Origin of the sequence: Streptomyces sp. AC550_RSS872 (assembly GCF_019049285.1) — a bacterium.
GTDB lineage: Bacteria > Actinomycetota > Actinomycetes > Streptomycetales > Streptomycetaceae > Streptomyces.
On the sequence record NZ_JAGMUL010000010.1, the window covers coordinates 1 to 24,032 of the forward strand.

A 24,032-nucleotide genomic window follows, 5' to 3' on the forward strand; every position below is an offset into this window, starting at 1 on the left:
TCGCCGCGCCCGCCGAGGACGTCACCCCGCTCCTTGCAAGCCGCCCCGACCTCGCCCTGGCCGCGGTCAACGCCCCCGACCAGTGCGTCGTCTCGGGCGCCCTGCCCGCCCTGGACGAGGTCTGCGACATCCTCAAGGAGCGCGGCGTGCGCGTCGACCGGCTCGCGGTCTCGCACGCCTTCCACTCCCCGCAGATGGCCGAGGTCTACGACGACTTCCGCGCCGCCCTCGACGGCATCGACTTCCACGAGCCGGCCATCAGCCTGATCTCCAACGTGACCGGACGGCTCGCCCGGTTCCGCGACATCGCCACCCCCGACTACTGGGTGCGGCACATCGGCGAACCCGTGCGTTTCCTGGACGGCATCCGCGCGGTGGCCCGGCGCGGCCGGCACGCCATGATCGAGATCGGCCCGCAGGCCGCGCTGACCGCGCTCGCCCGGCGCGGCGTCGTAGCCGAGGACCACCTGTGGCTGGCCAGCCTGCGCCGCCGGGACCGGACGGCCACCACCACCCTGACCGCGCTCGCCGAGTACTACGCCGCCGGACTCACCGTCTCCTGGCCCGGCTACCACGCCGGGCACGCCGAGCCGGCCAAGACGGACCTGCCCACCTACGCCTTCCAGCGCAAGCGCTACTGGCTGCCGGCCGCCGCAGTCCGCCGCGCCACCGCGGGCGGCACCGCCCGCCACCCGCTGCTCGGCACCGAGGAACGCTTCGCCTCGGGGGTACGGGAGTTCACCGCGGAGTTCACCGCCGAGGACCTCGGCCCGCTCGCCGACCTCACCGACGGCACACGCACCACCCTGCCCGCCGGCGCCTACGTCGACCTGCTGTTCGCCGTCCAGGACGCGGTCCAGGGCCACGCCCGCTCCGCCCTGCGCGACCTGCGGCTGCTCGCGCCGCTCGACGTTCCCGCCGAGACCCCGACCGCCCTGACCACCCGCTGGCGGCCGCTGCCGGGCGGGGGCGCCGAAGCGGCGGTGTTCACAGTCGTCGGCGGGGAGGAGAACGTGCACGCCACCGCGGTCGTCGCCGCCGACCCCGAACCGCTCGTCCCCGTCTGCGAACTGGCCGAACTGGACGCCGGCCTCACCCCCGCCGCCACGCAGATCGACGACGAGGACATCTACACCGACCTCGCCTCCGTCGGCCGCCCGCACGGCCCCCGGATGCGGCTGCTGCTGCGCGCCGCCCGGCACGCCGACGGCCTGGTCACCGGAGAGCTGACCGGCCGCAACGCCACCGCCGTCGAACACGTGCCGGCGGAGCTCGTGGAGGCCGCCGTCCAGGCGTGCGTCGTCCTCGACCCCGAGGGCCCGGTGTTCGTGCCCCGCGCCATCACCTCGGTCCGCCACCTGCGCAAGCCCCGGGGCGAGACCCTGCGCGTCCTCGCCCGCGTCCACGGCGACCAGGACCGCCGCACCGCCGACGTGCTGCTCCTGGAGAACGGCGACCCGGTCGCCGAGCTGCTCGGCGTCCGGCTGGCCCGCCCCGAGTCCAGCACCGGCCGCCGCCGCTTCCTGCACCGCCCCGAGTGGGTCCGCCGCGCCCTGCCCGCACCGCAGAGCGCCGCCCCCGCCCGGCACGTCGTCCTGCTCGACCCGTCACCCGCCCGCGCCGCCGACCTCGCCGCACAGCCCGGCCTGAAGGTCACCCGCGGCGCCAACCTCACCGAACTCAAAGCGGCCCTGGAGGACCCCACCGTCACCGACGTCTGCCGCGTCTGGCGCCAGCTCCCGCAGGCCATGTCCGCCGACCGGCTGCGCGCCGAGTGCGAGGAGAACTACCGCGAACTGCTGGCCCTGGTCACCGCGCTGGACGCCGCGGGCACCCCCCGCCCGCCCCGCCTGTGGCTGGTGACCGAGGGCGCCCAGTGGCTGCCCGGCGACCCGGCCGGCGACGGCGGACACCTGGCCGCCGCCACGCTCTGGGGCTTCGGCCGGGTACTGCTCACCGAGTACCCCCAGTACCGGGCCACCCTCATCGACGTCGCCCCCGGCAGCGGCCTGGCCCCGCTGCTTCAGGAGTGGCACGCCGAACCGCCCGGCGAGTACCAGGTCGCCCACCGCCCGGGCCGCCGCTACGTGCGCCGGCTCCTGTCCGGCGACGCCCCGCTCACCTGGCCCGGCGGCTTCGAACTGCGCGCCCCCGACTCGGGCGACCTGTCCGACCTCGCCCTGGCCGCCGCCACGGACGTGCCCCCCGCAGCCGGCCAGGTCCACATCCGCGTCCGGTCGGTCGGCCTGAGCGCCGACGACGCCCGCACCGCCCTGGACACCGGCCGCGCGCAGCGCGAGGAACTGCTCGGCGCGCAGGAGGAACCCCCGCCGCTGCTCGGCACCGCGGCCACCGGCACGGTCCTCGCCGCGGCCGAGGACACCGGCTTCGCGCCCGGCGACGACGTCCTCGTACGCCACGACGGCACGTTCCGCTCCACACTCACCGTCCCCGCCGCGGCCGTGGTGCACGCCCCGCCCGCCGAAGAGGACGACGGCGCTGGGCACTTCCGCCTCGACGAGACCGGCGAGGCGCTGCGCACGGCCCTGTCAAACCCGTCGGGACAGTCCTGGGTGACCCTCCCGGACACCCCCGAGGCGCAGCCTGCCGCCCCCGCCGAGGAGGTTTCGGCCGCACTGCGCCCGGACCGCACCTACCTCGTCACCGGCGGTCTCGGCGGTCTCGGCCTGGTCACCGCGGCCAAGCTGATCGCCCTCGGCGCCCGCCACCTGACACTGGTCAGCCGCAGCGGACGGCCCACCGAAGAGGCCGCCCCCGTCCTCGCCGACCTCGCCGAGAGGGCCGAACTCGACCTGGTCCGGGCCGACATCGGCCGCGCCGGGGACGTGCGGCGGCTGGTGCGCCACCTCGCGGCCGGCCCGCACCCGGTGGGCGGGATCGTGCACGCGGCAGGCGCCTACGACAAGAAGCTCATCGCCGAGCTGACCTGGGAGGCCATCGACGCCCAGCTGGAGGCCAAGGCCTACGGCGGCTGGCTGCTGCACGAGGCCGCCCAGTCCTCCTTCCCGGAACTGGACTTCTTCGTCACCTACTCCTCGATCGCCTCGGTCCTCGGCGGCGCCACCCAGGGCCACTACGCCGCGGCCAGCGCCGCCCTCGACGCCCTCGCCGAGTGGCGCGGCCGCCGCGGCGTGCCCGGCCTCTCGGTGAACTGGGGCGCCTGGGCACGCGTCGGCATGTCGGCCCGTCTGGAGGAGCACCTCAGCCAGGAGATCGAACGCAGCGGCGTGCGCTTCTTCTCCCCGACCCGCGCCCTGGACACCCTGGCCAGGCTCTGGGGACGCCCCCGCACCCAGCGGGTGGTCGGCGAGTTCGACTGGGACCGCTACGTCGCGGGCAGCGTCACCGGCGACCTGTTCTACGACCGGCTCGCCCGCGACGACTCGGACGACGACACCGGCCCCGACCTCACCGCGCTCGCCGCCCTGGCGCCGGCCGAGCGCAGTGCCGCGGTGAGCGCCGTCGTCCGCGAGAAGGTCGCCGCCGTCCTGCACCTGGAGGAGGGCGACGAACTGAACCCGAACACCGAGTTCGTCTCCCTGGGCCTGGACTCGCTGATGGCCCAGCAGGTCAAGGCCGCCCTGGAGCAGGCGTTCCGGCTGCCCCTGCCGGCCTCCCTCACCCACGACCACCCGACCGTGCGGCAGCTGGCCCAGTTCCTCTGCGGGCAACTCGAGCCGGTGCCGGCCGCCTGAACGCACACAAGGACGGATCATGACTGACATACCCAGCGGCACACCGAGGGAGCGCTGGACGCTCACCCACTCCTCACGGGCCCACGCCGGCAGCCGGCCGGACCACCCGGCGATCATCTGCGACGGCCGCGTCACCACCTACGACAAGCTGCACCGCGACAGCAACCGCGCCGCGCACGCCCTGCGCGCCGGCGGCGCGCGGCGCGGCGACCGGGTCGCCTACCTGGGGCGCGAGTCGGAGAACTACTACGTGGTGATGCTCGCCTGCGCCAAGGCGGGCGCGGTCCTGGTGCCGGTCAACTGGCGGCTCACCCCGACCGAGGTGGACCACATCCTGCGCGACTCCGGCGCCGCCCTGATCTTCGTCGACGACGAGTTCTGGGACACCGTCGCCGCCGTGCGCCACCAACTGCCCGGTCTGCGGCGGGTGATCCGCGTCGACGGCACCGACGCCGACGGCGAACCCGCCCGCGGCGCGGGCCTGCCCGCCTGGGCCGCCGACCAGAGCGACTGCGAGCCGGTGCCGGGCACCGGCCCCGACGACGCCGTGGTGCAGATCTACACCAGCGGCACCACCGGACTGCCCAAGGGCGCCGTCCTCGCCCACCGCAGCTTCTTCACCCTGCCGCACGCGATGCGCGAGCACGGCGCCGCCTGGATCGACTGGCTGCCCGACGACGTCAGCCTCATCTGCCTGCCGGGTTTCGGCGTCGCGGGCATCGGCTGGTTCCTGCACACCTTCAACGCGGGCGGCACCAACGTGATCATGCCGCAGTTCGACCCGCAGGAAGCGGTCCGGCTGATCCGCACCCACAAGGTCACCACCACCTTCGCGGCCCCCGCCATGCTCCAGATGATGGCCGCCGAACGCGGCGCGGGACCGCAGGCGTTCACCTCCCTGCGCAAGATCGCCTACGGCGCGGCACCCATGTCCGAGACCCTGCTCAAGCAGTGCCTTCAGACCTACGGCTGCGAGTTCGCGCAGATCTACGCCAGCACCGAGACCGGCAGCGTGGCGGTCTGCCTGCCCCCCGGGGCGCACCACCCGGGCAGCGGGGTACTGGACTCGGTCGGCAGGCCGTGCCCCGGCAACGAGGTCAAGGTCATCGGCCCCGACGGCGACCCGCTCCCGCCCGGCCAGATCGGCCAGATCTGCGTGCGCGCCCCGTCCCGGATGCTCGGCTACTGGAACCTGCCCGAGGCCACCGCGCGCACGCTGGTGGGGGAGTGGCTGCACATGGGGGACGCCGGCTACCTCGACGAGGACGGCTACCTCCACCTGTGCGACCGCATCAACGACACGATCATCGTCGCCGGGCAGAACATCTACCCGGCCGAGGTCGAGAAGGCACTCGCCGCGCACCCGGCCGTCGCGGACGCCGCCGTCGTCGGCCTGCCCGACGAGCACTGGGGCGAGAGCGTGCACGCGGTCCTCGTCCTGCGCCCCGGCGCAAAGGCGCACCCGCGCGAACTGCTGCTCTCCCTGCGCGGCCGGCTCGCCGACTACAAGATCCCCACCGCCTACCACTTCACCGACTCCCTGCCCCGCAACCCCTCCGGCAAGATCCTGCGCCGCGCGGTGCGCGAACGGCTGACGGCACCGGCCCGGGGCCCGCTGGCCGGCACGGTCGCATGACACCGCCTCAGCCACCACGGACAGAAAGGCCCTCGCCCATGAACGGGCCCCTGCACGTCGGCATCCTGCTGCCCACCCGGGAACAGGCCATCAACGGCACCTACGCGGCGGCCCCGCTGCTGGGCTTCGCCCGGCAGGCCGAAGCCCTGGGATTCGACTCCCTGTGGGCGGGCGACTCGCTCACCGCCCGCCCCCGCCTGGACCCGCTCGTCGTCCTGGCCGCCGCTGCCGCCGCCACCGAGCGGATCACCGTCGGCACCGCCGCCCTCACCCCGGCCCTGCGCCACCCGCTGATCGGCGCCAACATGGCCGCAAGCCTCAGCCATGTGGCCGCGGGCCGGCTGGTCCTCGGGCTCGGCTCCGGCTTCCCCATGCCCGAGACCGAGCAGGAGTTCGCCTCCGTCGGCGCCGGCTTCACCGGCCGCGTCGCACGCCTCGACGAGATCACCGCCCTGTGGCGCACGGCATGGCGCGCCGGACAGGAGGGCGAACCGGCCGACTTCAAGGGCAGGTTCTGGCAGGCCGGCCACCTCGACCGGCTGCCCTGCCCGGCCACCGCCGGCGGCCCGCCGCTGTGGCTGGCCGGCAGCGACACCCCCAAGGTGCTCGCCCGCGCCGCCACCCGCTACGACGGCTGGCTGCCGTTCCTGCCCGACCCCGACGCCTACGGCCGGGCCCGCCGCCGGATCGCCGAACTCGCCCAGGAGGCGGGCCGCCCCGCCGACGCCGTCACCCCCGCCCTGTACGCGACGATCACCGTGAACCGCGACGAGCGGGCGGCCGAGGCCGAACTGGAGCACTACATCAGCCACTACTACGGCCGCAGTCTCGACCAGATGCGCACCATCCAGGCCTACGCCTGGGGCAGCGCCGAGAAGTGCGCCCAATGGCTCGGCGGCTACGTCCGGGCCGGCGCCCGCCACCTGGTCCTGAGGATCGGATCGCTCGATGCGGAACCGCAGTTGAAGGAGATCGCCGAGGTGCTGCTGCCCGCGGTACGCGCCCTCGGCCCGTCCACCACCGTGGGGAGTACACAGCCGTGACCAGTACCACCAACCAGGCGGACACCACCGCCGCCGCCGGCAGCTGGATGTCCCGCGCGGGCCAGTGGTTCCACCCGGTGGAGCCCTCGCCCGACGCCTCGATCCGGTTGTTCCTGCTCCCGCACGCGGGCAGCGGCGCCATCATCTACCGGGACTGGGAGAGCCTGCTGCCGCCCGACATCGCCCCGCAGGCGGTGACCCTGCCGGGCCGTCACAACCGCCGCGAGGAGCCGACGTACGAGGAGTTCTGGCCGCTGCTTCAAGCGCTGCACGAGGCCGTGCTCGACGACCTGGACGAGAGGCCCTTCGCGTTCTTCGGGCACTGCCTCGGCGCCCAGCTGGCGTTCCGGCTGGCCATCCGCATGCAGGAGGAGGGCGGCCCGGCGCCCGTCATGGTCGGCATGTCCGGCTGGTCGCCCGTGGGCTTCTTCCAGCCCACCGAGGAGCAGAGCCGGATGCCCGAGCCCGAACTCGTCGAGTGGATCAAGAAGCTGGGCTCCTTCCCGGCCGAGATCTACGACAACCCCGAGATGCTCGCCCTCGTGGTCCCCGCGCTGCGCGCCGACCTCAGGGTCGCCGCCCAGTACACCGACGACGGCGCGGCAGTCACCTGCCCGCTCGCCTCCTATGGCGGGCGCAGCGACCCCTTGCAGGAGGAGCCGGACGCCATGACCCACTGGGCCGGACGCACCCCCGCCTACCTCGGCCACAACGAGTACTCCGGCGGCCACTTCTACATCGACACCCACGCCCAGGCCGTCACCGCCCACTTCGCGCACCGCCTGCAGCGCATCGCCGCCCCCCACGCGCGCTAGCGCCGCGACCGCAAAGGCCGACCGGCCGACCGGCCGGCCCGGCCACAGCACCAGCGCCGCACCGCCGAACACGCCCCGCTGTGGCGCCTTCGGCGGTCTGCACCGCACATTCCCAGCACCGGCCCCACACGAGTGCCCCGGGTCGCACAGCACGGCCGGCACCCGTGTCAGCGCCGTGTCAGCGCACTGCGCGACAGTGACGCACGACCGTCCGCGGCTTGGGAGGGGACACCACCCATGTCCCCTTCCGCCCCGGGCGGCGTCAGCGCGTCCGAGTCCGACCACGCAAGAGAGCCGGTGCCCGGGATCCCCCTGCCTGCCCCCCCACCCCTGGAGGCCGACGTGTCGCTCGCGGACCACCCCGATGTCCTGGACTGGCCCTTCGCCCGCACCGAGGACGGAAACCCGCCGCCCATCCTGGCGGAACTGCGCGGCGCACCCCCCTGCGTGGTGCGCCTGCCGGCGGGAGCCGCCGCCTCCCGCCTGGCCTGGCTGGTGACCCGGTACGCCGACGTACGGCAGGCGCTGGGCGATCCCCGCCTCAGCGCCGACGAACGGCTGCCCGGCGCACCGGTGCGCATCCAGGTCCCGCCCGGCCAGAACCCCAGCTCCTTCCTGCGCCTGGACGACCCCGAGCACACCCGGCTCCGCTCCATGATCCAGACCGAGTTCACCGCGCGCCGGGTCAAGCGGCTGCGCGAACCGGTCCAGCGGCTGGTGGACGAGCTGCTGGACGGCCTTGAGGCACTGCCCCGGCCGGCCGACCTGCACGCGGTGTTCTCCCGCGCCCTGCCGACCCTCGTCATCGCACGGCTGCTGGGCGTCCCGGAGCAGGACTCCGCGTTCTTCATCGACAAGACCCGCGTCACCATCTCCCAGGAGGACCCGGCCATCTCCCTGGCCGCCTACGAGGAGATGTCCGAGTACCTGGCCAAACTGGCGCTGCGCAAGCTGGAGAGCCCCGGCGACGACCTGATCAGCCGCCTCGCCGTCAACCACCACGCCAAGGGCGCCATCACCCTGGACGAGCTGGTCGGCATCGCCCGGCTGGTCCTGGTGGCCGGACACGAGACCACCACCAACCAGATCGCCCTGAACATCCTGGCGCTCCTGCGCGACGACGACCTGCGGGCACGGGTCGCCGCCGACGACGGCGCGCTCATACCGAACTTCATCGAGGAGTCGATGCGCTACTGGTCCATCTCCCAGGACGCGATGGTCCGGCTGGCGGTGGAGGACCTCGAACTCGGCGGTGTGGCCGTCTCCAAGGGCGACGCCGTCGTCATCTCCGTCCCCGCCGGCAACCACGACGAGTCGGTCTTCGCCTGCCCCAACCGGATCGACCCGCACCGCGACACCAGCGGCCACCTGCAGTGGGGCTTCGGCCCGCACTACTGCCAGGGGGCCCCGCTGGCGCGGCTGGAGATGGAGCTGTCACTGCGCTCCCTGCTGCGGCGCTTCCCCGGCCTGCGGCTGGCGGCCGACCCGCGCACGCTCTTCCGCCGCGGCACCGTCTTCCACGGGGTGACACACCTTCCCGTGACCTGGTGACCGGCCACGCTACCGGCACCACCGGCCAACCACCCGAAATTGATCGAGAAACGGAGTCGTCATGACTTCTGAGACAAGCACGCAAGTCGTCGTCGAGGGGCGTGCGCCGACGCCCCCCGGCGGCGCACCCGCCGCCTCGGCCGGTGCCCTCCTGGTGGTGCTCGTGGGCACGTTCATCACGGTGCTGGACTTCTTCATCGCCAACGTGGCCGTCCCCGCCATCAAGGCCGACCTGGGCGCCAGCGCCGCCCAGGCCCAGATGTTCGTCGTGGGCTACGGCGTCGCCTTCACCGCGGGACTGATCACCGGCGGCAGGCTCGGCGACCTCTTCGGCCGCCGGCGGATGTTCACCCTCGGCATGGTGCTGTTCATGCTGGCCTCGGCCGCGTGCAGCCTGGCACCCACGGCGACCGTCCTGGTCGTCGCCCGCATCGCTCAGGGCGCCGCCGCCGCGCTGATGGTGCCGCAGGTGCTCGGCATCATCGGCACGGTGTACACCGGCGCCGCCCGCGACCGCGCCTTCAACGCCTACGGCCTGGTCATCGGACTCGCCGGCGTCTTCGGCCAGTTCATCGGCGGCGCTCTGATCACGGTCGACATCGCGGGACTGAGCTGGCGGACCATCTTCCTGATCAACGTCCCGCTGTGCCTGGTCTCCCTGGCCTTCGTCGGCCGCACGATCCCCGAGTCGCGCGGTGAGGGCGGCACCCGGCTGGACCTCGTGGGCGCCCTGCTGGTCACGGCGTCCCTGGGCATCATCGTCTTCGCGCTGCTGGAGGGCCAGGAGAGCGGCTGGCCGCTGTGGGTGTGGGAGGCGTTGGCCGGGGCGGCCGTCCTGCTGGCGGTGACCGTCTGGCACCTGCGCCGGCGGGCCGCGGCCGACCGGGGCCCGCTGATCGAACCCGCCCTGTTCAAGAGCCGGGTGTTCTCGGTGGGGCTGACCGCGACGGTGGTCTACTTCCTCGCCATGGGTTCCTTCTTCTTCGTGCTGGCCCTCTACCTGCAACTGGGCCGGGGCCTGTCGCCCCTGGAGTCCGGCTCCGTCTTCCTGGCCCTGGGCGCGGGCTACTTCGGCGCCTCGGCGGTGTCGTCGCGCAAGGCCGCCTCGGTCACCGCCCGCCAGGTGGCCGCCGGCCCGCTGACCCTGGCGGTCGGCTACGCGGCGGTCGCCCTGACCGCCGACCGCCTGGACACGACGGGACACGTGCTGTGGCTGCTGCCCGCCCTCCTCGTCGCCGGGCTCGGCATGGGCCTGACCACCGGCCCGCTGACCAACCTGGTGCTGGGCGCCGCCGCGCCCGAGCACGCGGCCTCCGCCTCCGGACTGCTGAACACCGCCCAGGAGGGCGGCGCGGCCGTCGGCGTGGCGATCGCCGGCGCGGTCTTCTTCCCCGCCCTGGCCGACGCCGGCGGCTCGGCCGGCGCCTACCCGCACGCGTTCGCCGTCACGCTCGTCCCGCTCATCGCCCTGGGACTGCTGGCCTGCGCCCTGGTGCTGGCGGCGCCGGGCCGCACCGCGCGGCGCTGAGGGTTCCCACCACCAAGGAAGGCAGGCGTCATGCCGTACGTCACCACCCGGGACGGGACCCGGCTCCACTGCACCGACTGGGGCGAGGGACGTCCCGTGGTGCTGCTCAGCGCAGCGATGGCCGACTCGCGGATGTGGGAGTTCCAGGCGCCCTTCCTGGCCGGTCAGTCGCTGCGCTGCGTCACCTACGACCGGCGCGGCACCGGCCGCTCGGACGTCCCCTTCAGCGGCTACGACTACGACACCCTCGCCTCGGACCTCGCCGACCTGCTCGACCACCTCGACCTGAGGGACGTGCTGCTGGTCGGCTACGCGGCGGGCGGCGGTGAGGCCGTGCGCTATCTGTCCCGGTACGGCGCCGGGCGGGTGGGGAAGCTGGCCCTGGTCGCCTCGACCACGCCGTTCCTGCTGCGCGCCCCGGACAACCCGGACGGCCTGGAGATGGCGCTGCTGGAGGAGACCGAGAAGGCCATCCGGACCGACCGGGCCGCCTGGCTGAGATCACTGACGGGGCCGTTCTTCGCCGGACCCGAGGCGGATCTGGCGAGCACGCCGCTCTCGCCCCGGCTGGCCGAGTGGCTGACGGACCTGGCCATGGACACCTCGCCGCGGGCCGCCACGGAGATCTACCGCACGCTGTTCACCACCGACCAGCGAGCGCAGACGGCAGCCGTCCGGGTGCCGACCCTGGTCATCCACGGCACCGCCGACCTCGCAGCGCCGTATCCGCTGTGCGGTCCGCGCACCGCGGAGCTCGTCCCCGGCAGCACCCTGCTGACCTACGAGGGCGCGGCCCACGGCCTGTTCGCCACCCACGCCGACCGTCTGAACGCGGATCTGCTGGCCTTCGCCAAGCAGTGACCGCGAGGGCGGCGCCTCCCGCGTGAGCGCCGCCCGGCCCGCGCCCCGCCCTCCCCTCGCTCCCACTCCCGGCCCATCGCACACGTGTCTCACACGCCCGCGGACCGGGGCGCCGGGGCGCGGCTTCGGGGCGGCGCCCGGAGTCCGGCCCAGGGTGCCCGCGGCGCCCGGCCCGGCGCACCGCGGGCGTCCGCGGCGGGCCGGGCGTGCCCTCGCCCCCCGTGTCCCCGTGCCCGGCGTGTCCCCGCCCTGCCTCCCCGCGCCCGTGCGCCTCGCCGGCGTCAGCCGCACGTCAGCGCCGTGACAGCGGTCGGCGGCAGAGTCGACGTCGTGGGGCCGAGGCGCGGCCCCGGCCTGGGACCTGCCGGCCCCGTTCCGACGAAGGAGTACGCCCGCATGGCAGATACAGCAGCCCCGGTCCCGACCCGGGCACTGCTCCTGGCCAACCCGGCCTCCGGCAGCCACAGCCCGGAACTGGTGGAACAGGTGCGCCAGTTGTGCGACTCCTACCTTGAGCGCACCGAGGCCCACTCGACCACCGGACCGGGGGACGCCACCGTCGCGGTGCGCAGGGCCCTCGAACGGCACACCGGTGCCCCCGACCTGGTGGTGGTCATCGGCGGCGACGGCACCGTCCGGGAGGCCGTCCAGGGCCTGGTGCCCGCCTCCGGGCGCGCCGCGCTCGCGGTGGTGCCCGGCGGCACCGGCAACTCCGGCTACAAGATGCTGTGGGGCGACCGTCCCTGGACGGAGTCCCTCAAGGCGGTCCTCACCGACTCCGGCATAGGCGGCAGCGCCCGCCCGCGCCGCCTGGACCTGGCCCGCCTCGCCGAGACCCGGCAGTACGTCTACCTGGGCGCCTGCTCCGGAGTGATCGCCGACGCGCTGATCACCGCACGCGACCTGCCGCTGACCGGCCGCGAGCGGTACGCCCGCGCCTTCGCCGACACCGCCGCCGCCTACGCGCCGTACCCGGGCCGGGTCACCGTCGACGGACGGGTGGTGCACGAGGGCCCGACCGTCCTCGCGAACGTCGGCGGCGGCTCCTACCGCGGCGGCCGGTTCAACGTCCTGCCCGACTCGCTGCTCGACGACGGCCTGCTCGACGTCTGCGTCATCGGCGACGGGATCGCTGCGGCCGACGTGCCGCGGCTGACCCTGACCGCCGCCCACATCGGCCACCGGGCCACACGGTACGCGCGCGGCCGGACCATCACCGTGGAGCGCACCGACGGCCGCCGGCTGCCGCTGGAGCACGACGGCGAGTACCAGCACGGCATCGGCTCCACGGCCACCTTCGAGGTCCTCCCCGGCGCCCTCCCCGTGTGGGCCCCGGCCCCGGACCGCCCCCAGACCCCCTGAGACATCCCAAACCCCCGTCGTACCGCCCGCCTGGCGACGGCACGCCGGGTCACCCGCACCAACGAAAAAACGAGGAGAACACGCATGAGCGACCTGACCACCACCGTCGACCGCTACCTGGCCATCTGGAACGAGGCGGACGCCGACAAGCGCGCGGCGGCCATCGCCGAGCTGTTCACCGCCGACGCCCCGTACATCGACCCGCTCGCCGCCGTCGAGGGCCACGAGGGCTTCGGCGCGGTGGTGGCCGGGGCCCGCGAGCAGTTCAAGGGCCTGACCTTCGAACTGCACGGCACGGTCGACGCCCACCACAACCAGGCCCGGTTCCAGTGGGGCCTGGTCACCGAGCCCGGCGCCGAGCCGATCGCGATCGGCTTCGACGTCCTGGTCGCCGACGAGGCGGGCCGCATCAAGGCCGTCTACGGCTTCCTGGACAAGGTTCCGGCCGCCTGAACCCCTCCCGCGGCGGCGGCAGCACCCACCGACGGTGCTCCCGCCGCCGCTTCCACCCGCCCGGAGCGACCAGCCGCCGGCCACGGCACGCCCGGGCCGGCGCACGGCGAGAGAGGTGCCTCGCGCCATGACGGCAGTACTCGGTGAGAGCGTGGCCAGGGCGCTGTGCGAGGACTGGGGGAGCACGGCGCCCAGGCGTCCTCGCCGGCCCACCGACACCCCGCTGCGTGAACTGTCCCAGTGGGCGGCGACGCTGCGCCCCGAGCACATCCCGTGCCGGGTGCTGAAGCTCGCCGCCAGCCAGGTGCTCTCGCAGGCCGCATCCATCCGGGCCGGGCTCCACCACCCGCTGGGACGGCGGCTGGTGGCGGCCTTCGGGCACCCCATGCAGCGCGACCCGCGCACCGCCGCGGGCGTCTTCGCCGCCCTCGGGTCCTGGCTCAACCTCGACGACACCGCCTACGCCGGACACCTGTCGAACTCCACCGTCGCGGTACCGCTCGCCTTCGCCTACACCCGCCGGCTCGACGGGCTGTCCCTGCTGACCGCCGTCGTCGCGGCCAACGAGTGCGCGGCCCGCATCACCGCCTCGGCCACCCTGGGCCCGCTGCGCGGCCAGAGCGCCGTGCACACGCACCTGGCGGGCGCGGTGGCGGGCCGGCTGCACTGCGACCGGGCCCCGGCCGCGCTCTGGGAGAACGCCCTCGGACTGGCCTTCGCCATGCCCAACTGGCCCCTGATGCGCGCCTTCCTGGCCAGCGACGCCCGTCTGTTCAACACCTTCACCCCGGTGCGCACCGCCATGGACGCCTGCGACGCGGCGTACGCGGGGCTGCGCGGCGCTCCCGACATCGTCGAGCACGAGGACGGCTTCCTCGCCCGGTTCGCCACCGTGCCGCTGCCGCAGGCGGTGGCCAAGGGGCTGGGCCGGCGCTGGCACACCGACACGCTCTCCTTCAAGATGCACCCCGGCGGGCCGGGCATCGACGCGGCCGTGGACTGCGCCGCCGAGATCCACCGGGAACTGGGCGGCCTGCGGCCCGAGGACGTCGCCGAGGTCGTCGTCGAGGCATCCCTGTACACCCTGTTCGCCGGTGAGCGCGCCGCCCGGTACGTCAACGGTCCGGGCTCCCCGCTCGGCGCCCTGGTCCTCGACGTGCCCTACCCCGTCGCGACCACCCTGCTCACCGGCGAGTTCACCGTGGACGACTTCTCCTCCCCGCACCTGGACGACCCGGCCCGCTGGGCGCTGGCCCGGCGGGTGCGCCTGGAGCACGACACCGAGATGACGCGCGAACTGTTCCTGTCCGACGCCCCGTTCGGCGAGGCGGTAAGGGAGGCGGGGGAGCGTGCCGTGCCGTGGCTGCGCGGCTTCGGCGGGGACGAACTGGTCGACCTGCTGGGCCCGCTGAGCGCCGACGGCCGGGACTTCTCCCGTGCCGCCAAGGCCACCGGCGCCCGCGTCACCGTCCGGCTGGCCGACGGCCGTACGGTGACGCGCACCCGGCTGATTCCGGTCGGTGCGGCCGGCCCGGAGACCCGGGTCCGGCACGCGGAGCTGGTGCGGGAGAAGTTCCTGTCGGTCGGCGGCCCGCACGAGGTGTCCGACAGCGTGGAGCGGCTGCACCGCATGCGTCCGGGCGCCCTGCGCCGCTGGATAGAGGCCGCCTTCCTGGAGTGAACCGCCCGGCCCGCCGCCGCACGGCATGGCCGGTGCGGCGGGCCGGAGCGGTTCACCGGTTCCCACCGCACCCGCCCGGCCACACCGTCCTACCGCGCCGGCACCGACAGCAGGGGGAAGGCGTCGACGATCTCCTCGACCCGTTTGACGATGTCGGCCCGGTCGTTTTGCACCCAGGAGATGTGCTGGGCGCCGAACAGGGCGGAGACCAGGACCCTGGCCAGGGCCTCGGGCACCGCGCTCTGCGGCAGCCGGCCCGCGGCCCGGCACTCCTGGAGGAGTCCGACGATCAGTGACGTGAAACCGACGTACGGGACCGGCATCTCCGCCTTGATGTACGGGCGTTCGATCTGCAGGCGCGACCCCGCCTTGATGTAGACGTCGTCGCGGAACCCGCCCGCGGTGCGCAGCAGCACGTCCACCACCGTCGAGGGCGAGGAGTGGTCGCCGTCGAGCGCGGGGGAGACGATCTCGTTGAGCCTGCGGTAGAACTCCTCCGTCACGGCGAGCGCGAGGGTCTCCTTGTTGGAGAAGTGGAAGTACACCGCGCCCTTGGTCATCTCCGCGCCGTCGGCGATGTCCTTGATGGTGACGTTCGGGTAGCCGTGCCGGGCGAAGACCTCCGCGGCCGCGTCGAGGATGGTGCGCCGGGTGCGGATGGCGCGCTCCTGTTTGAGGTGCGAGGTGTCGTCGGCCGAGGTGCTGCCGGGGATGTACGAGGTCTGTGTCGTGTCGCTGTGTTCGCTCATGACGTCCATTCGTGCTGTGCCGTCCGCTGCGTTCGGCGGCCGGTTCGTGGGGGGGACCGGGCCGGGGCACGTGCGGACGTTTCGAGAGTTTCGCCCCTCTGACCAGCAGGGATGACCAATCATCCGGCATGCTTCGCCCGACCTTTGCAATATACCTTCCCGAAGGTATATTAATTTCGTGCCGAAGGGCGCCGCACGTCTGTTAGTTCGCATGGTCCTGGTTCTTCCAGTACGGGGGAGGCGAATCCCAGATGTCAGTCGTGCTCAATCATCCCAGCAACCCGCAGGCGTCAGCAATGGCCCGCGCCTGCGATTCGTTGAGCTTTGCACGTCCCGTGACGCGTGAGCTGGTGCACCGCAGCTCCGTCGCGGAGGTCTTCGTCACCGACGGAGCCCGCGTCGGTGACCGCGAGTTCGTCGTCGCGGCCCAGTGGCCGCGCGACCACGCGCTCTACCATCCGGACGAGAACGGTCTGAGCGATCCCCTGCTGTTCGCGGAGACCCTGCGCCAGGGGATGGTCTACGTCGCCCACCGGCACTGCGGTGTGCCGCTCGGCCGGCGCTTCGTCGGCCGCGACATCGACTTCGAGATCACCGACCCCGCCGCCCTGCGGGTCGAGGGCGTACCGCTCTCGGTGTTCCTGGTGGGCGAGTGGACCTGGGACGGCGACGGCACGCGGGGCAGGGCCGGGGCCCGGATGGACTTCCGGCTCGTCGTCGACGGCCGCGCGTGCGGCTGGGGGGCCATCAGCATGCTGATGGTGGACGAGCGGCGCTACGGCCTGCTGCGCCGGCTCGGCGGCGGTGCCGCGGACGGGCCGGGCGCCGCACCGCCGCGGACGGCCTCGTCCGGGGCGCCGCGCACGCCCCCGCACCGGGTGGGGCGGCTGCGCTGGCGGGACTGCGTCCTGGAAGAGGCCGAGGGGCCCGACGGGTGGCGGTTGCGCGTCGACCGCGACCACGCGGTGCTCTTCGACCACCCCACCGACCACATCCCGATGATGGTGATGCTGGAGGGCTTCCGCCAGCTCGGCCACCTCAAGGTGCACGAGGCGTGCGACGGCCCGTTCGCCGACCTGTCCTTCGCGCTGGCCCGGACCACGGTGCAGTGCCTGGCCTTCGGTGAGTTCGGCCGGCCCCTGCGGCTCGTGGTCGATGAGTGCGCGTCGGGCGCCCGTCCGCGGGAAACGTTTCAGCTGTCCGTCTCGGCGGTCCAGGGCGACACCGTACTGGCCCGCGCACGGACCGCCTGGGCCTGCGTGGGCACACGCCCGGCGGCGGCCGTCCCGGCCTCCTGGTAGCGGCGGCCCGCCGGCCCGTGCCCCGGGCCGCGCGGTCGTCGGCTCTCAGGCGGAGGCGCGCATCTCCATCGCGCGCGTCAGCACGCCCCACATCGCGGCGACGCTGGGACCGGGCCGGTCCGGGCCCGCGCAGGCGCAGGTCCACAGCGCGGTGCAGAACGCCGCGACGATGAGATCGGCCAGGGCCTCGGCCGGCGGTGCCTCGTCCCAGTGCCGCCCCCGCTGCATCTCGCCCACGAGTTCGAGCGCGATGCCATGGGTGTCGCTCAGGAGAGGAGCCACGGTGCCGTCCGCCCGGGCCGCCTCCACCTCCAGCCGCAGGGCCGCCTGCGCCCTGGGGTCGGTCTCGAAGAGCTTGCCGAGTCCGAGCACCAGGGCCTCCAGGCGGCTGGTGGCCGGCTCGGGCGAGGTCCTGGCCTCGTCCAGCAGCGTCCGCATGTTCTGGGACAGATGTTCCGTCAGTGCGGCGGCCAGCTTCTCCTTGCTGGAGAAGTGCCCGTACAGGGCTCCCTTGGTCAGCCCGATCCGGTCGGCGATGCGCTGCAGGTTCGCGTTCACGTAGCCGTAGCGTGCGAACTCGTACGCGGCGGCGTCGAGGACGCGACCGTGCGTCCGAAAGGCACGCGCCTGCTTGACCACGCTGATCACCTCCTTCACCCCGGCCGGGGGTGAAGGACCGGCCAGGAAAAATTCGTTCTGGAACGAATTCTAGTCGTGGAGTAAAGGAGAGCGATAGGTGAACCCGCGTCAAATCTGCACAGGTCAGGGGGCACAGGGTGGCGCGCCGCAGGCGCGCGGACAGCTGGCGGGCGCCGTGGCCTGTGCCGCGGCACACGCGTCCGCGGCGGATGCCACCGGCCGGCTGTCCGCGCAGACCGTCGCGCTGCTGACCCGCGCCGGCTTCGCCCGCCACTTCGTGCCCGCGGCCTGGCACGGTACCGAGGGAACCTTCAGCGAACTCCTCACCCAGGCGGCGGCCGTCGGCGAGGGATGCGCGTCCGCCGCCTGGTGCGCCGCCCTGTGGGCGGCCCACGGCAGATACGCCGCCCACCTGCCCCTCGAAGGGCAGCTCGACCTGTGGGGCGGATCGCCCGATGTGCGGATCGCCGCCGGACTGCGGCCCTCCGGCTCCGCCGCCCGCTGCTCCGAAGGCTGGCTGCTCACCGGCACCTGGGAGTGCGTCAGCGGGCTCGAGGACGCGCACTGGCTGCTGCTGGCGGCCCCGGAACCGGACGGAGCGCAGTTACCCGGCGGCCCGTGCCGGCTCTTCGCCGTCCCCGCCGCCGAGATCCAGGTGCGCGAGACGTGGCGCAGCACCGGAATGCGCGCCACCGGCAGCCACACCGCGGTCCTCGACGGCCCGGTGGCGGTGCCCGATCACCGCACCTGCTCCCTGTCGGACGTGCTGGCGGGCTCTCCCGGACCCGGACGGTCCCGCTGCCACACCGCCCCGGCGTACCTGGGGACGGGACTGCTGCTGTGCGCGCCCGCCCTCGGGGCGGCCCGCCACGCCCTGCGGGAGTGGACCGCGTGGGCCGCGCGCAGGGGAGCCGGCCGGCGCTCCGAACGCGCCATGCTCCAGCTGACGCTGGCGCAGTCGGCCGACGACATCGAGGCCGCCGGGCTGCTGCTCGGGGACGCGGCGCTGCGGGCCGACTCGGGCACCCGCGCCGAGCGGGACGTGGCCCGCAACCGCCGGGTCGCGGCCGCCGCCGCACAGCACCTGGTCACCGCCGTCGAGCGGCTGTTCCGTGCGGCCGGAACCCACGCCTGCGCCGGCCCCGGGCCGCTGGAGCGCACCTGGCGCGACATCCACGTGCTGGCCGCGCACCAGGCCATGCGCCGCGAGACCGCGGCGGCCCTGTACGCGGACGCGGTGTTCGCCGACTTCGAAGACCCCCCCGGACGGGCGGCCGCGCCGGCGGGCGCGCAGACCGTGTCTGCCGGCCCGCCGACGGCCGCGCCCCGGTTCATGGCGCACTCCGCGCCGGCGGAGGTGGCCGCCGGTGTCCGCTGAAACCCGCAGCGGGCGAGGCCGGTCCCCGCGACCCGCGCCGCCGCCTGCCCGCCCCACGTCATCCCGGCCCGCGGCGCGGGCACACCCCGAAGAGCCTCGCCGGCTGGTGTTCTTCGACGTCGACGAGACGCTGATCGGCCGCAAGAGCGGCCCGGACTTCCTGCGCCACCACATCGCGCGGCTGCACGGCGCGGACGCAGCGCGCCGGGCCGGCGAACTGCTCGGCGAACTGGCCGGTCTGCCCCGCGCGGAGGCCAACCGCCGTTTCCACCGGGCCTTCCGGGGCTGCCCGGCCGCACAGGCCGAGGCCGCGGCCCGCCGGTGGTACCGGGAGCACAGCCGGGCCGACGGCTTCTATCTCCCCACCACACTGGCCGCGCTGCGCCGGCACCGGGCCGAGGGCGCGTCCGTCGCCCTGGTCTCCGGCACCTTCCCGCCCCTGCTGGCCGTCATCGCCGAGGCGGTCGGGGCGCAGTTCGTCCTCGGCGCGAAACTCGAACGCTGCGGGCCGCTGCTCACCGGCGAACTGATCGGCCCCCCGGCCATCGGCGAGGGCAAACGCACCCTGGTGCGCAGGCTCCTCGCCCGCCACCCCGACATCGACCCGGCCGACTGCTGGGCCTACGGCGACCATCCCTCCGACCTGCCCATGCTGCACAGCGTGGGACACGCGGTGATGGTCGCCCCGGACGGGACCCACACCACCGTGCCACCCCCCGACGCCGGGACCGACAAAGACCGGTGACCGCGGCGGTGCGCCGGCCGCAGGAAGCCACCTGAAGGTGCCACCCGGCAGGCGGCCCTCTGCGTGCCCGCGGACCCGGACCCGGCCCCGGGCCCGCGGGCGCCGAAAGGTCGGCCCAGCGGCTCGCGCAGGCCCGCAACGAAGACAGCCGGAGATCCCCATGCCGCCCCGTCGCTGGACGGACCCCGGCGTCCTCGGCGCCGCACGGACCCGGAGAACACGGTCTCTTCGGCCCCTGGCCCGACCCCGCACAGCCCGAAGAGGACAACGCCGGCCCGGGGCACGGCGCGCCCGAGTGCTCGCCGGAGCAGGGAACCCCAGCAAGGTCAGACTCACGGGATTTCCTGTACCTCAACCACTCACACCCGCTCGCGGTTCCGGGCGGCGAGACGCCCGCCGAAACGCAGAACAAATCCGGCCAGTTCAAGCAAGTTTGGAGGCGCTGGCAGCAAGAGTTGCGTCATCGATTGTTGTCGTGCGACGTCGCTGCAAGGGGAGGAACCTCCCCAATTCTGTCTCGGGCATCGGTGCCGAGTACTCAGCGTAAGGAAAGTCGAGCGAATAGTTCCGGACGCCCGTGGAAGATCGCTTGTGTCGCATAGGGCCTCGTGCGAATCTTGAGAAGCGACCCAAATTGCGAACTAGAGTTCGAAGCTGAGCCCCTGGGCGTGTGTCCCGTGCCGCACTGGTCCGAAGGTGTCTGTCGCCCGCTTCTTCTGCCCGGGCGTGAGCGCGCGGTGATCGACACGCTCCGGTGCCGGCCACGGGACTAATGGGGGAGACTGCATGTCGCTCGAGACCAGTCGCGTCCGCGGACAGTGGTTGCTTCACCGTCCCAGCGCAACTGCGCCCTGTCGGCTCTTCTGTTTTCCGTACTCCGGCGTCGGGGCCTCGATGTATGCGCGCTGGCCGTCAAACGTGGGGCCGGCGGAAGTCTGTCCGGTACAGCCGCCAGGTCGGGAGAACCGGCTGAGCGAACCGCATTTCGGAACCTTCGAGAACTACGCCGAGCAGGCAATCAAGCAACTTCAACCCTATTTGGACCGCCCGTTCGCGTTCTTCGGGCATTGCAGCTCGGCGCTGGCGGCCTTCGCGACGGCTGCCCAGTTGGAGCGGGCCGGTCTGCCGACGCCGAGCCGGTTATTTGTCTCCTCCCAGGTAGCTCCGCACGAGCCGCCCTACGGCCGGTTCCTTTCCATGGGGGACGACGAGCTGGCGATGGAAGTGACCACGTTGGCCAAGTCCATGGGCAGTCAGCTGACGCCAGAGCTGTTGGACCTGGGGCTTTCGGTGATGAAGGCCGACATCCGTGCCCACAAGGCGTACCAGCTCCCCGCTCCGCTCCCGCTGCCGGGCGGGGTGACCGCGATTGGATGGGACTCTGACGACGAGGTACGGCCCGAGTTGATGGCCGGCTGGCGGGCGTACGGCGACGACGTCCGGTTCATCACCGTGCGCGGCGCGCATCACACCTTTCTGAACGCACCCCTGGCACTCATGGCAGAACTGGCGCGGGACATGGAGGGCGTGGCTTGATGGACACGGTCCACGAGCTGTTCAGCGCCCATGCCGCCGCGACTCCGGACAAGCCGGCAATCCACGGGCAGGACGGCGTTGTGACCTACACGCAGTTGGATGCCCGGGCTGACGGGATTGCGCGTCGACTGGCCGCCCGGGGAATAGGCGTGGAGTCGAGAGTGGGCGTGCTGGCCGAGCGGTCCCTCGGTCTGGTGGTGACGCTGCTCGGCATCCTCAAGGCCGGCGCCGCGTATGTGCCCGTCGATCCCCGGCAGCCGGACGACTGGCGTGGGAGGGCCCTGCGGTCGGCGGGTGTGAGCTGCCTTCTCGACGCGACCGGGGCCGTGATCGAGTCCTCCGCGCTCGCCGACCCGGCTCCGGCCGGCGATCGGGCGGCCCGGGCGGGCGGCGGCAACCTCGCCTATGTCGCGTTCACTTCAGGGTCGACCGGCGCCCCGAAGGGTGTCGCGATAACGCACGAGTCGGTCCTGCGGCTGGTGCTCGACCAGGCCTACGCACCGGTCGAACCCGACGACCGTTTCCTGCAGTTCGCCCCCGTCGCGTTCGACGCCTCCACCTTCGAGATCTGGGCCCCCCTGCTCAACGGCGCCGAGCTGCTGGTCCATCCCCCGGGGGAGCCGTCGCCGGCCGAGCTGGCGCGCTTCGTCAGCGACCACAAGATCACCACGCTGTGGTTGACCGCGGGCCTGTTCCAGCAGGTCGTCGACCACCACCTCGACCTGCTGGCGAACCTGCGGCGCCTCGTCGTCGGCGGAGACGTGGTGTCCCCGCGCCATGCTGAGCTGGTTCTCTCACGGCTGCCGGGGATCCGGCTCGTCAACGGCTACGGCCCGACCGAGAACACGACGTTCACGTGCTGCCATGACATCACAGCGGGCGACACCGACCCGGTGCCGGTCGGGCGGCCGATCGCGGGCACCGAGGTGCGCGTCCTCGATGCCCGACTGCGGCCGGCCGAGGCCGGCGAGCTCTACGCCGTGGGGCCGGGGCTCGCCAGGGGATACCTGGGCGAGCCAGGGCAGACCGGTGCGCGGTTCGTCGCCGACCCGTGGAGCTCTCCGCCCGGCGGACGGATGTACCGCACCGGCGACCTGGTCCGCGTGCGGTCCGACGGTGTGCTGGAGTTCCTCGAGCGGTCCGACCGACAGGTCAAGATCAACGGCTTCCGGGTGGAGCCAGGCGAGGTGGAGACGGTCCTGGCGCGCCTGCCCGGCGTTCGCTCGGCGGCGGTCGTGGCACAGCCCGGCCCCACCGGCGCGCTCCGGCTCGCCGCATTCGTGGCACCCCATCGCGGACAGGTGGTGTCGGTCCTCGGCATGCGGCGTCAGATGACGGAGGCACTGCCCGACTACGCGCGGCCGGCCACCTACCGCGTCGTCGACGAGCTGCCGCTGACCGCGAACGGCAAGGTCGACCGCTCGGCGCTGGCCGGCACCGTCTCGCGTGAACGCCCGGACCTCTTCTCCGACTTCGTGCCGCCGGCCACCGGGGTGGAGGTGCTCATCGCCGAGATCTGGTCCGATCTGCTGGGTGTCGACCGCATCGGGATCGAGGACGACTTCATCGCGCTGGGCGGCCACTCGCTGCTCAGCATGCGGATGACCGAGGACGTTGCCAGGGAGTTCGGCGTGACGATCGCCCCGCGCGACTTCTATCTGCGGCCGACCGTGGCCGGGCTGGCGGCGCTGGTCGAGGAGCGGCGCCGATGAGGATGTCGCCGCACGCTCCGGACGGGCAGGTCGATCTGGACAGCGTCGATCTGTTCGATCCGTTCCTGCACAGCGAAGGCCACCCGCACGCGGTCTGGCGGGCCCTGCGCGCCCAGGCGCCGGTGCACCGGCAACAACTCCCCGACGGGCGGCAGTTCTGGTCGGTGACGCGCTACGCGGACGCCTGCCGGGTGCTGCGCGACCATGAGGACTTCACCTCCGAGCGGGGCACCCTCCTCAGCGCCTTGGACGTCGGCGACCCGGCGGGCGGCAAGATGATGGCGGCGAGCGACCCGCCCCACCACACCATGCTGCGCGAATCGCTGAACCGGGTGCTGTCGGCACGGGCGGTCAACGCACGGCGCAACACCTTGCTGGGGCCCGTCGACCGGCTGGTCGAGCCGCTGTTGACCGGCGAGCCCACCGATCTCGCCGTGCTCGCCGCCGACTTCCCGATGGACTTCATCGGCACCTTCATGGGTCTGCCGGAATCGGACTGGCCGCGTCTGACGAAGCTGACCACCATGGCCGTCGCGCCCCATGACCCGGCCTTCCAGGAGGGCTCGGCCCCACTCACGCTCGTCACCGCGCACCATGAGCTGTTCGAGTACTTCTCGGAACAGCTCGCCGCGCGGGACGGGACCCCGACGGACGATTTGATCGGCCACCTGATGCGGACGCGGATCGACGGGAAGCCGCTGGACCACGAAAGCATCGTCTACAACTGCTACAGCCTCATCCTGGGCGCGAACGTCACCACCCCGCACACCGTCACCGGACTGGTCCAGGCCCTGATGGACCACCCCGACGCCTACCACGCGGTCGTCGCAGACCCCTCCCTGGCCGCCGGCTGCGTCGAAGAGGGACTGCGCTGGACATCACCGGCCAGTCACTTCATGCGGTACGCCACCCAGGACGTGCGGCTGAGCGGCCGTACGGTCAAGGCCGGCTCAGCGCTCGCGGTGTGGCTGGGGTCGGCCAACCGGGACGAGGACGTCTTCGCCGACCCCTACACATTCGATGTCAAACGCCGCCCCAACCGGCACATCGCCTTCGGATTCGGGCCCCACTACTGCGTCGGGGCCGCGCTGGCACGGCTGTCGCTGCGCATGCTCCTGGAGCGCGTCTGCGCGCTGGTCGAGCGGATCGAACCGGCCGGGGAGGTGCGGCACCTGGCCTCCAACTTCGTCGCCGGGATCACGTCCATGCCGGTGCGCGGCGTACCACGGGACGGCGCGCACCCGACCCGCCTGTCGTGACCGCCGCGGACCATCCGGCAACCGGAGTGGGTGGAGGGTACTCGTGAAACCCCTGGAGCCGTCACAC

18 protein-coding genes are annotated in these 24,032 nt (G+C 73.3%); 16 read left to right on the forward strand and 2 right to left on the reverse strand.

The features are described from left to right. From KUM44_RS03890 to KUM44_RS03935, 10 genes are all read left to right on the forward strand, one after another. Positions 1–3,716, forward strand: a 3,716-nt coding sequence (locus KUM44_RS03890) for an SDR family NAD(P)-dependent oxidoreductase (protein WP_217206266.1), incomplete at its 5' end; no start/stop codon positions are given. A gap of 19 nt (positions 3,717–3,735) precedes the next feature. Beyond that, on the forward strand, positions 3,736–5,352 hold the full coding sequence (locus KUM44_RS03895) for a fatty acid--CoA ligase (protein ID WP_217206267.1): 1,617 nt from the start codon (positions 3,736–3,738) through the stop codon (positions 5,350–5,352). Positions 5,353–5,390: 38 nt separating this feature from the next. Beyond that, complete coding sequence (locus KUM44_RS03900; protein WP_217206268.1) at positions 5,391–6,395, forward strand: LLM class flavin-dependent oxidoreductase; 1,005 nt, start codon at positions 5,391–5,393, stop codon at positions 6,393–6,395. Positions 6,396–6,442: 47 nt separating this feature from the next. Beyond that, the gene (locus KUM44_RS03905; RefSeq protein WP_217206293.1) at positions 6,443–7,210 is read left to right on the forward strand and encodes a thioesterase II family protein; all 768 of its coding nucleotides are present in this window, start codon (positions 6,443–6,445) and stop codon (positions 7,208–7,210) included. 237 nt (positions 7,211–7,447) lie between these two features. Next, on the forward strand, positions 7,448–8,761 hold the full coding sequence (locus KUM44_RS03910; protein ID WP_254389009.1) for a cytochrome P450: 1,314 nt from the start codon (positions 7,448–7,450) through the stop codon (positions 8,759–8,761). Positions 8,762–8,822: 61 nt separating this feature from the next. After that, a complete protein-coding gene (locus KUM44_RS03915) occupies positions 8,823–10,289 on the forward strand; it encodes an MFS transporter (protein ID WP_217206269.1) in 1,467 nt (488 codons plus the stop codon). 30 nt (positions 10,290–10,319) lie between these two features. Further along, complete coding sequence (locus KUM44_RS03920; protein ID WP_217206271.1) at positions 10,320–11,150, forward strand: alpha/beta fold hydrolase; 831 nt, start codon at positions 10,320–10,322, stop codon at positions 11,148–11,150. Positions 11,151–11,546: 396 nt separating this feature from the next. Next, on the forward strand, positions 11,547–12,512 hold the full coding sequence (locus KUM44_RS03925) for a diacylglycerol kinase family protein (protein WP_217206272.1): 966 nt from the start codon (positions 11,547–11,549) through the stop codon (positions 12,510–12,512). Positions 12,513–12,596: 84 nt separating this feature from the next. After that, entirely contained in the window at positions 12,597–12,965 is a 369-nt protein-coding gene (locus KUM44_RS03930) for a nuclear transport factor 2 family protein (protein WP_030234889.1), read from the forward strand. Positions 12,966–13,092: 127 nt separating this feature from the next. Next, on the forward strand, positions 13,093–14,646 hold the full coding sequence (locus KUM44_RS03935; protein ID WP_217206273.1) for an MmgE/PrpD family protein: 1,554 nt from the start codon (positions 13,093–13,095) through the stop codon (positions 14,644–14,646). Between the two features lie 89 nt (positions 14,647–14,735). Here KUM44_RS03935 and KUM44_RS03940 read toward each other — a convergent pair whose 3' ends face one another. Next, positions 14,736–15,395 (reverse strand): ScbR family autoregulator-binding transcription factor, encoded by a 660-nt coding sequence (locus KUM44_RS03940; protein ID WP_254389010.1) that lies wholly within the window; start codon positions 15,393–15,395, stop codon positions 14,736–14,738. Between the two features lie 335 nt (positions 15,396–15,730). Between KUM44_RS03940 and KUM44_RS03945 the strand changes: the two genes are divergently transcribed. Continuing rightward, on the forward strand, positions 15,731–16,696 hold the full coding sequence (locus tag KUM44_RS03945) for a ScbA/BarX family gamma-butyrolactone biosynthesis protein (RefSeq protein ID WP_217206275.1): 966 nt from the start codon (positions 15,731–15,733) through the stop codon (positions 16,694–16,696). A gap of 45 nt (positions 16,697–16,741) precedes the next feature. Here KUM44_RS03945 and KUM44_RS03950 read toward each other — a convergent pair whose 3' ends face one another. Next, positions 16,742–17,344, reverse strand: coding sequence for a TetR/AcrR family transcriptional regulator (locus KUM44_RS03950; RefSeq protein WP_308402480.1), 603 nt, complete (start codon positions 17,342–17,344; stop codon positions 16,742–16,744). Between the two features lie 88 nt (positions 17,345–17,432). Here KUM44_RS03950 and KUM44_RS46695 point away from each other — a divergent pair, with 88 nt between their 5' ends. The 5 genes from KUM44_RS46695 to KUM44_RS03975 all read left to right on the forward strand — a co-directional run bounded on the left by KUM44_RS46695 (position 17,433) and on the right by KUM44_RS03975 (position 23,965). Continuing rightward, entirely contained in the window at positions 17,433–18,713 is a 1,281-nt protein-coding gene (locus tag KUM44_RS46695) for an acyl-CoA dehydrogenase family protein (protein WP_308402481.1), read from the forward strand. A 106-nt stretch (positions 18,714–18,819) separates the two neighbouring features. Next, positions 18,820–19,458 carry an HAD family phosphatase gene (locus KUM44_RS03960; protein WP_217206277.1) on the forward strand — a complete coding sequence of 213 codons (639 nt, stop codon included), beginning with the start codon at positions 18,820–18,822 and terminating at the stop codon, positions 19,456–19,458. Positions 19,459–20,244: 786 nt separating this feature from the next. Then, a complete protein-coding gene (locus KUM44_RS03965; protein WP_217206278.1) occupies positions 20,245–20,994 on the forward strand; it encodes a thioesterase II family protein in 750 nt (249 codons plus the stop codon). Then, positions 20,994–22,706: a non-ribosomal peptide synthetase gene (locus KUM44_RS03970; RefSeq protein WP_217206279.1), complete on the forward strand. Its 1,713-nt coding sequence runs from the start codon at positions 20,994–20,996 to the stop codon at positions 22,704–22,706. The genes KUM44_RS03965 and KUM44_RS03970 overlap by 1 nt, the downstream gene beginning before the upstream one ends. Continuing rightward, on the forward strand, positions 22,703–23,965 hold the full coding sequence (locus KUM44_RS03975; protein WP_217206280.1) for a cytochrome P450: 1,263 nt from the start codon (positions 22,703–22,705) through the stop codon (positions 23,963–23,965). The genes KUM44_RS03970 and KUM44_RS03975 overlap by 4 nt, the downstream gene beginning before the upstream one ends. Positions 23,966–24,032: the final 67 nt, after the last annotated feature.

Coding starts and splice junctions, on each gene's coding strand:
- KUM44_RS03970 (WP_217206279.1), top strand. CDS start 20,994: ATGGACACGGTCCACGAGCTGTTCAGCGCCCATGCCGCCGCGACTCCG.
- KUM44_RS03910 (WP_254389009.1), top strand. CDS start 7,448: ATGTCCCCTTCCGCCCCGGGCGGCGTCAGCGCGTCCGAGTCCGACCAC.
- KUM44_RS03965 (WP_217206278.1), top strand. CDS start 20,245: ATGTCGCTCGAGACCAGTCGCGTCCGCGGACAGTGGTTGCTTCACCGT.
- KUM44_RS03975 (WP_217206280.1), top strand. CDS start 22,703: ATGAGGATGTCGCCGCACGCTCCGGACGGGCAGGTCGATCTGGACAGC.
- KUM44_RS03905 (WP_217206293.1), top strand. CDS start 6,443: ATGTCCCGCGCGGGCCAGTGGTTCCACCCGGTGGAGCCCTCGCCCGAC.
- KUM44_RS03930 (WP_030234889.1), top strand. CDS start 12,597: ATGAGCGACCTGACCACCACCGTCGACCGCTACCTGGCCATCTGGAAC.
- KUM44_RS03940 (WP_254389010.1), bottom strand. CDS start 15,395: ATGAGCGAACACAGCGACACGACACAGACCTCGTACATCCCCGGCAGC.
- KUM44_RS03895 (WP_217206267.1), top strand. CDS start 3,736: ATGACTGACATACCCAGCGGCACACCGAGGGAGCGCTGGACGCTCACC.
- KUM44_RS03935 (WP_217206273.1), top strand. CDS start 13,093: ATGACGGCAGTACTCGGTGAGAGCGTGGCCAGGGCGCTGTGCGAGGAC.
- KUM44_RS03900 (WP_217206268.1), top strand. CDS start 5,391: ATGAACGGGCCCCTGCACGTCGGCATCCTGCTGCCCACCCGGGAACAG.
- KUM44_RS03925 (WP_217206272.1), top strand. CDS start 11,547: ATGGCAGATACAGCAGCCCCGGTCCCGACCCGGGCACTGCTCCTGGCC.
- KUM44_RS03920 (WP_217206271.1), top strand. CDS start 10,320: ATGCCGTACGTCACCACCCGGGACGGGACCCGGCTCCACTGCACCGAC.
- KUM44_RS03915 (WP_217206269.1), top strand. CDS start 8,823: ATGACTTCTGAGACAAGCACGCAAGTCGTCGTCGAGGGGCGTGCGCCG.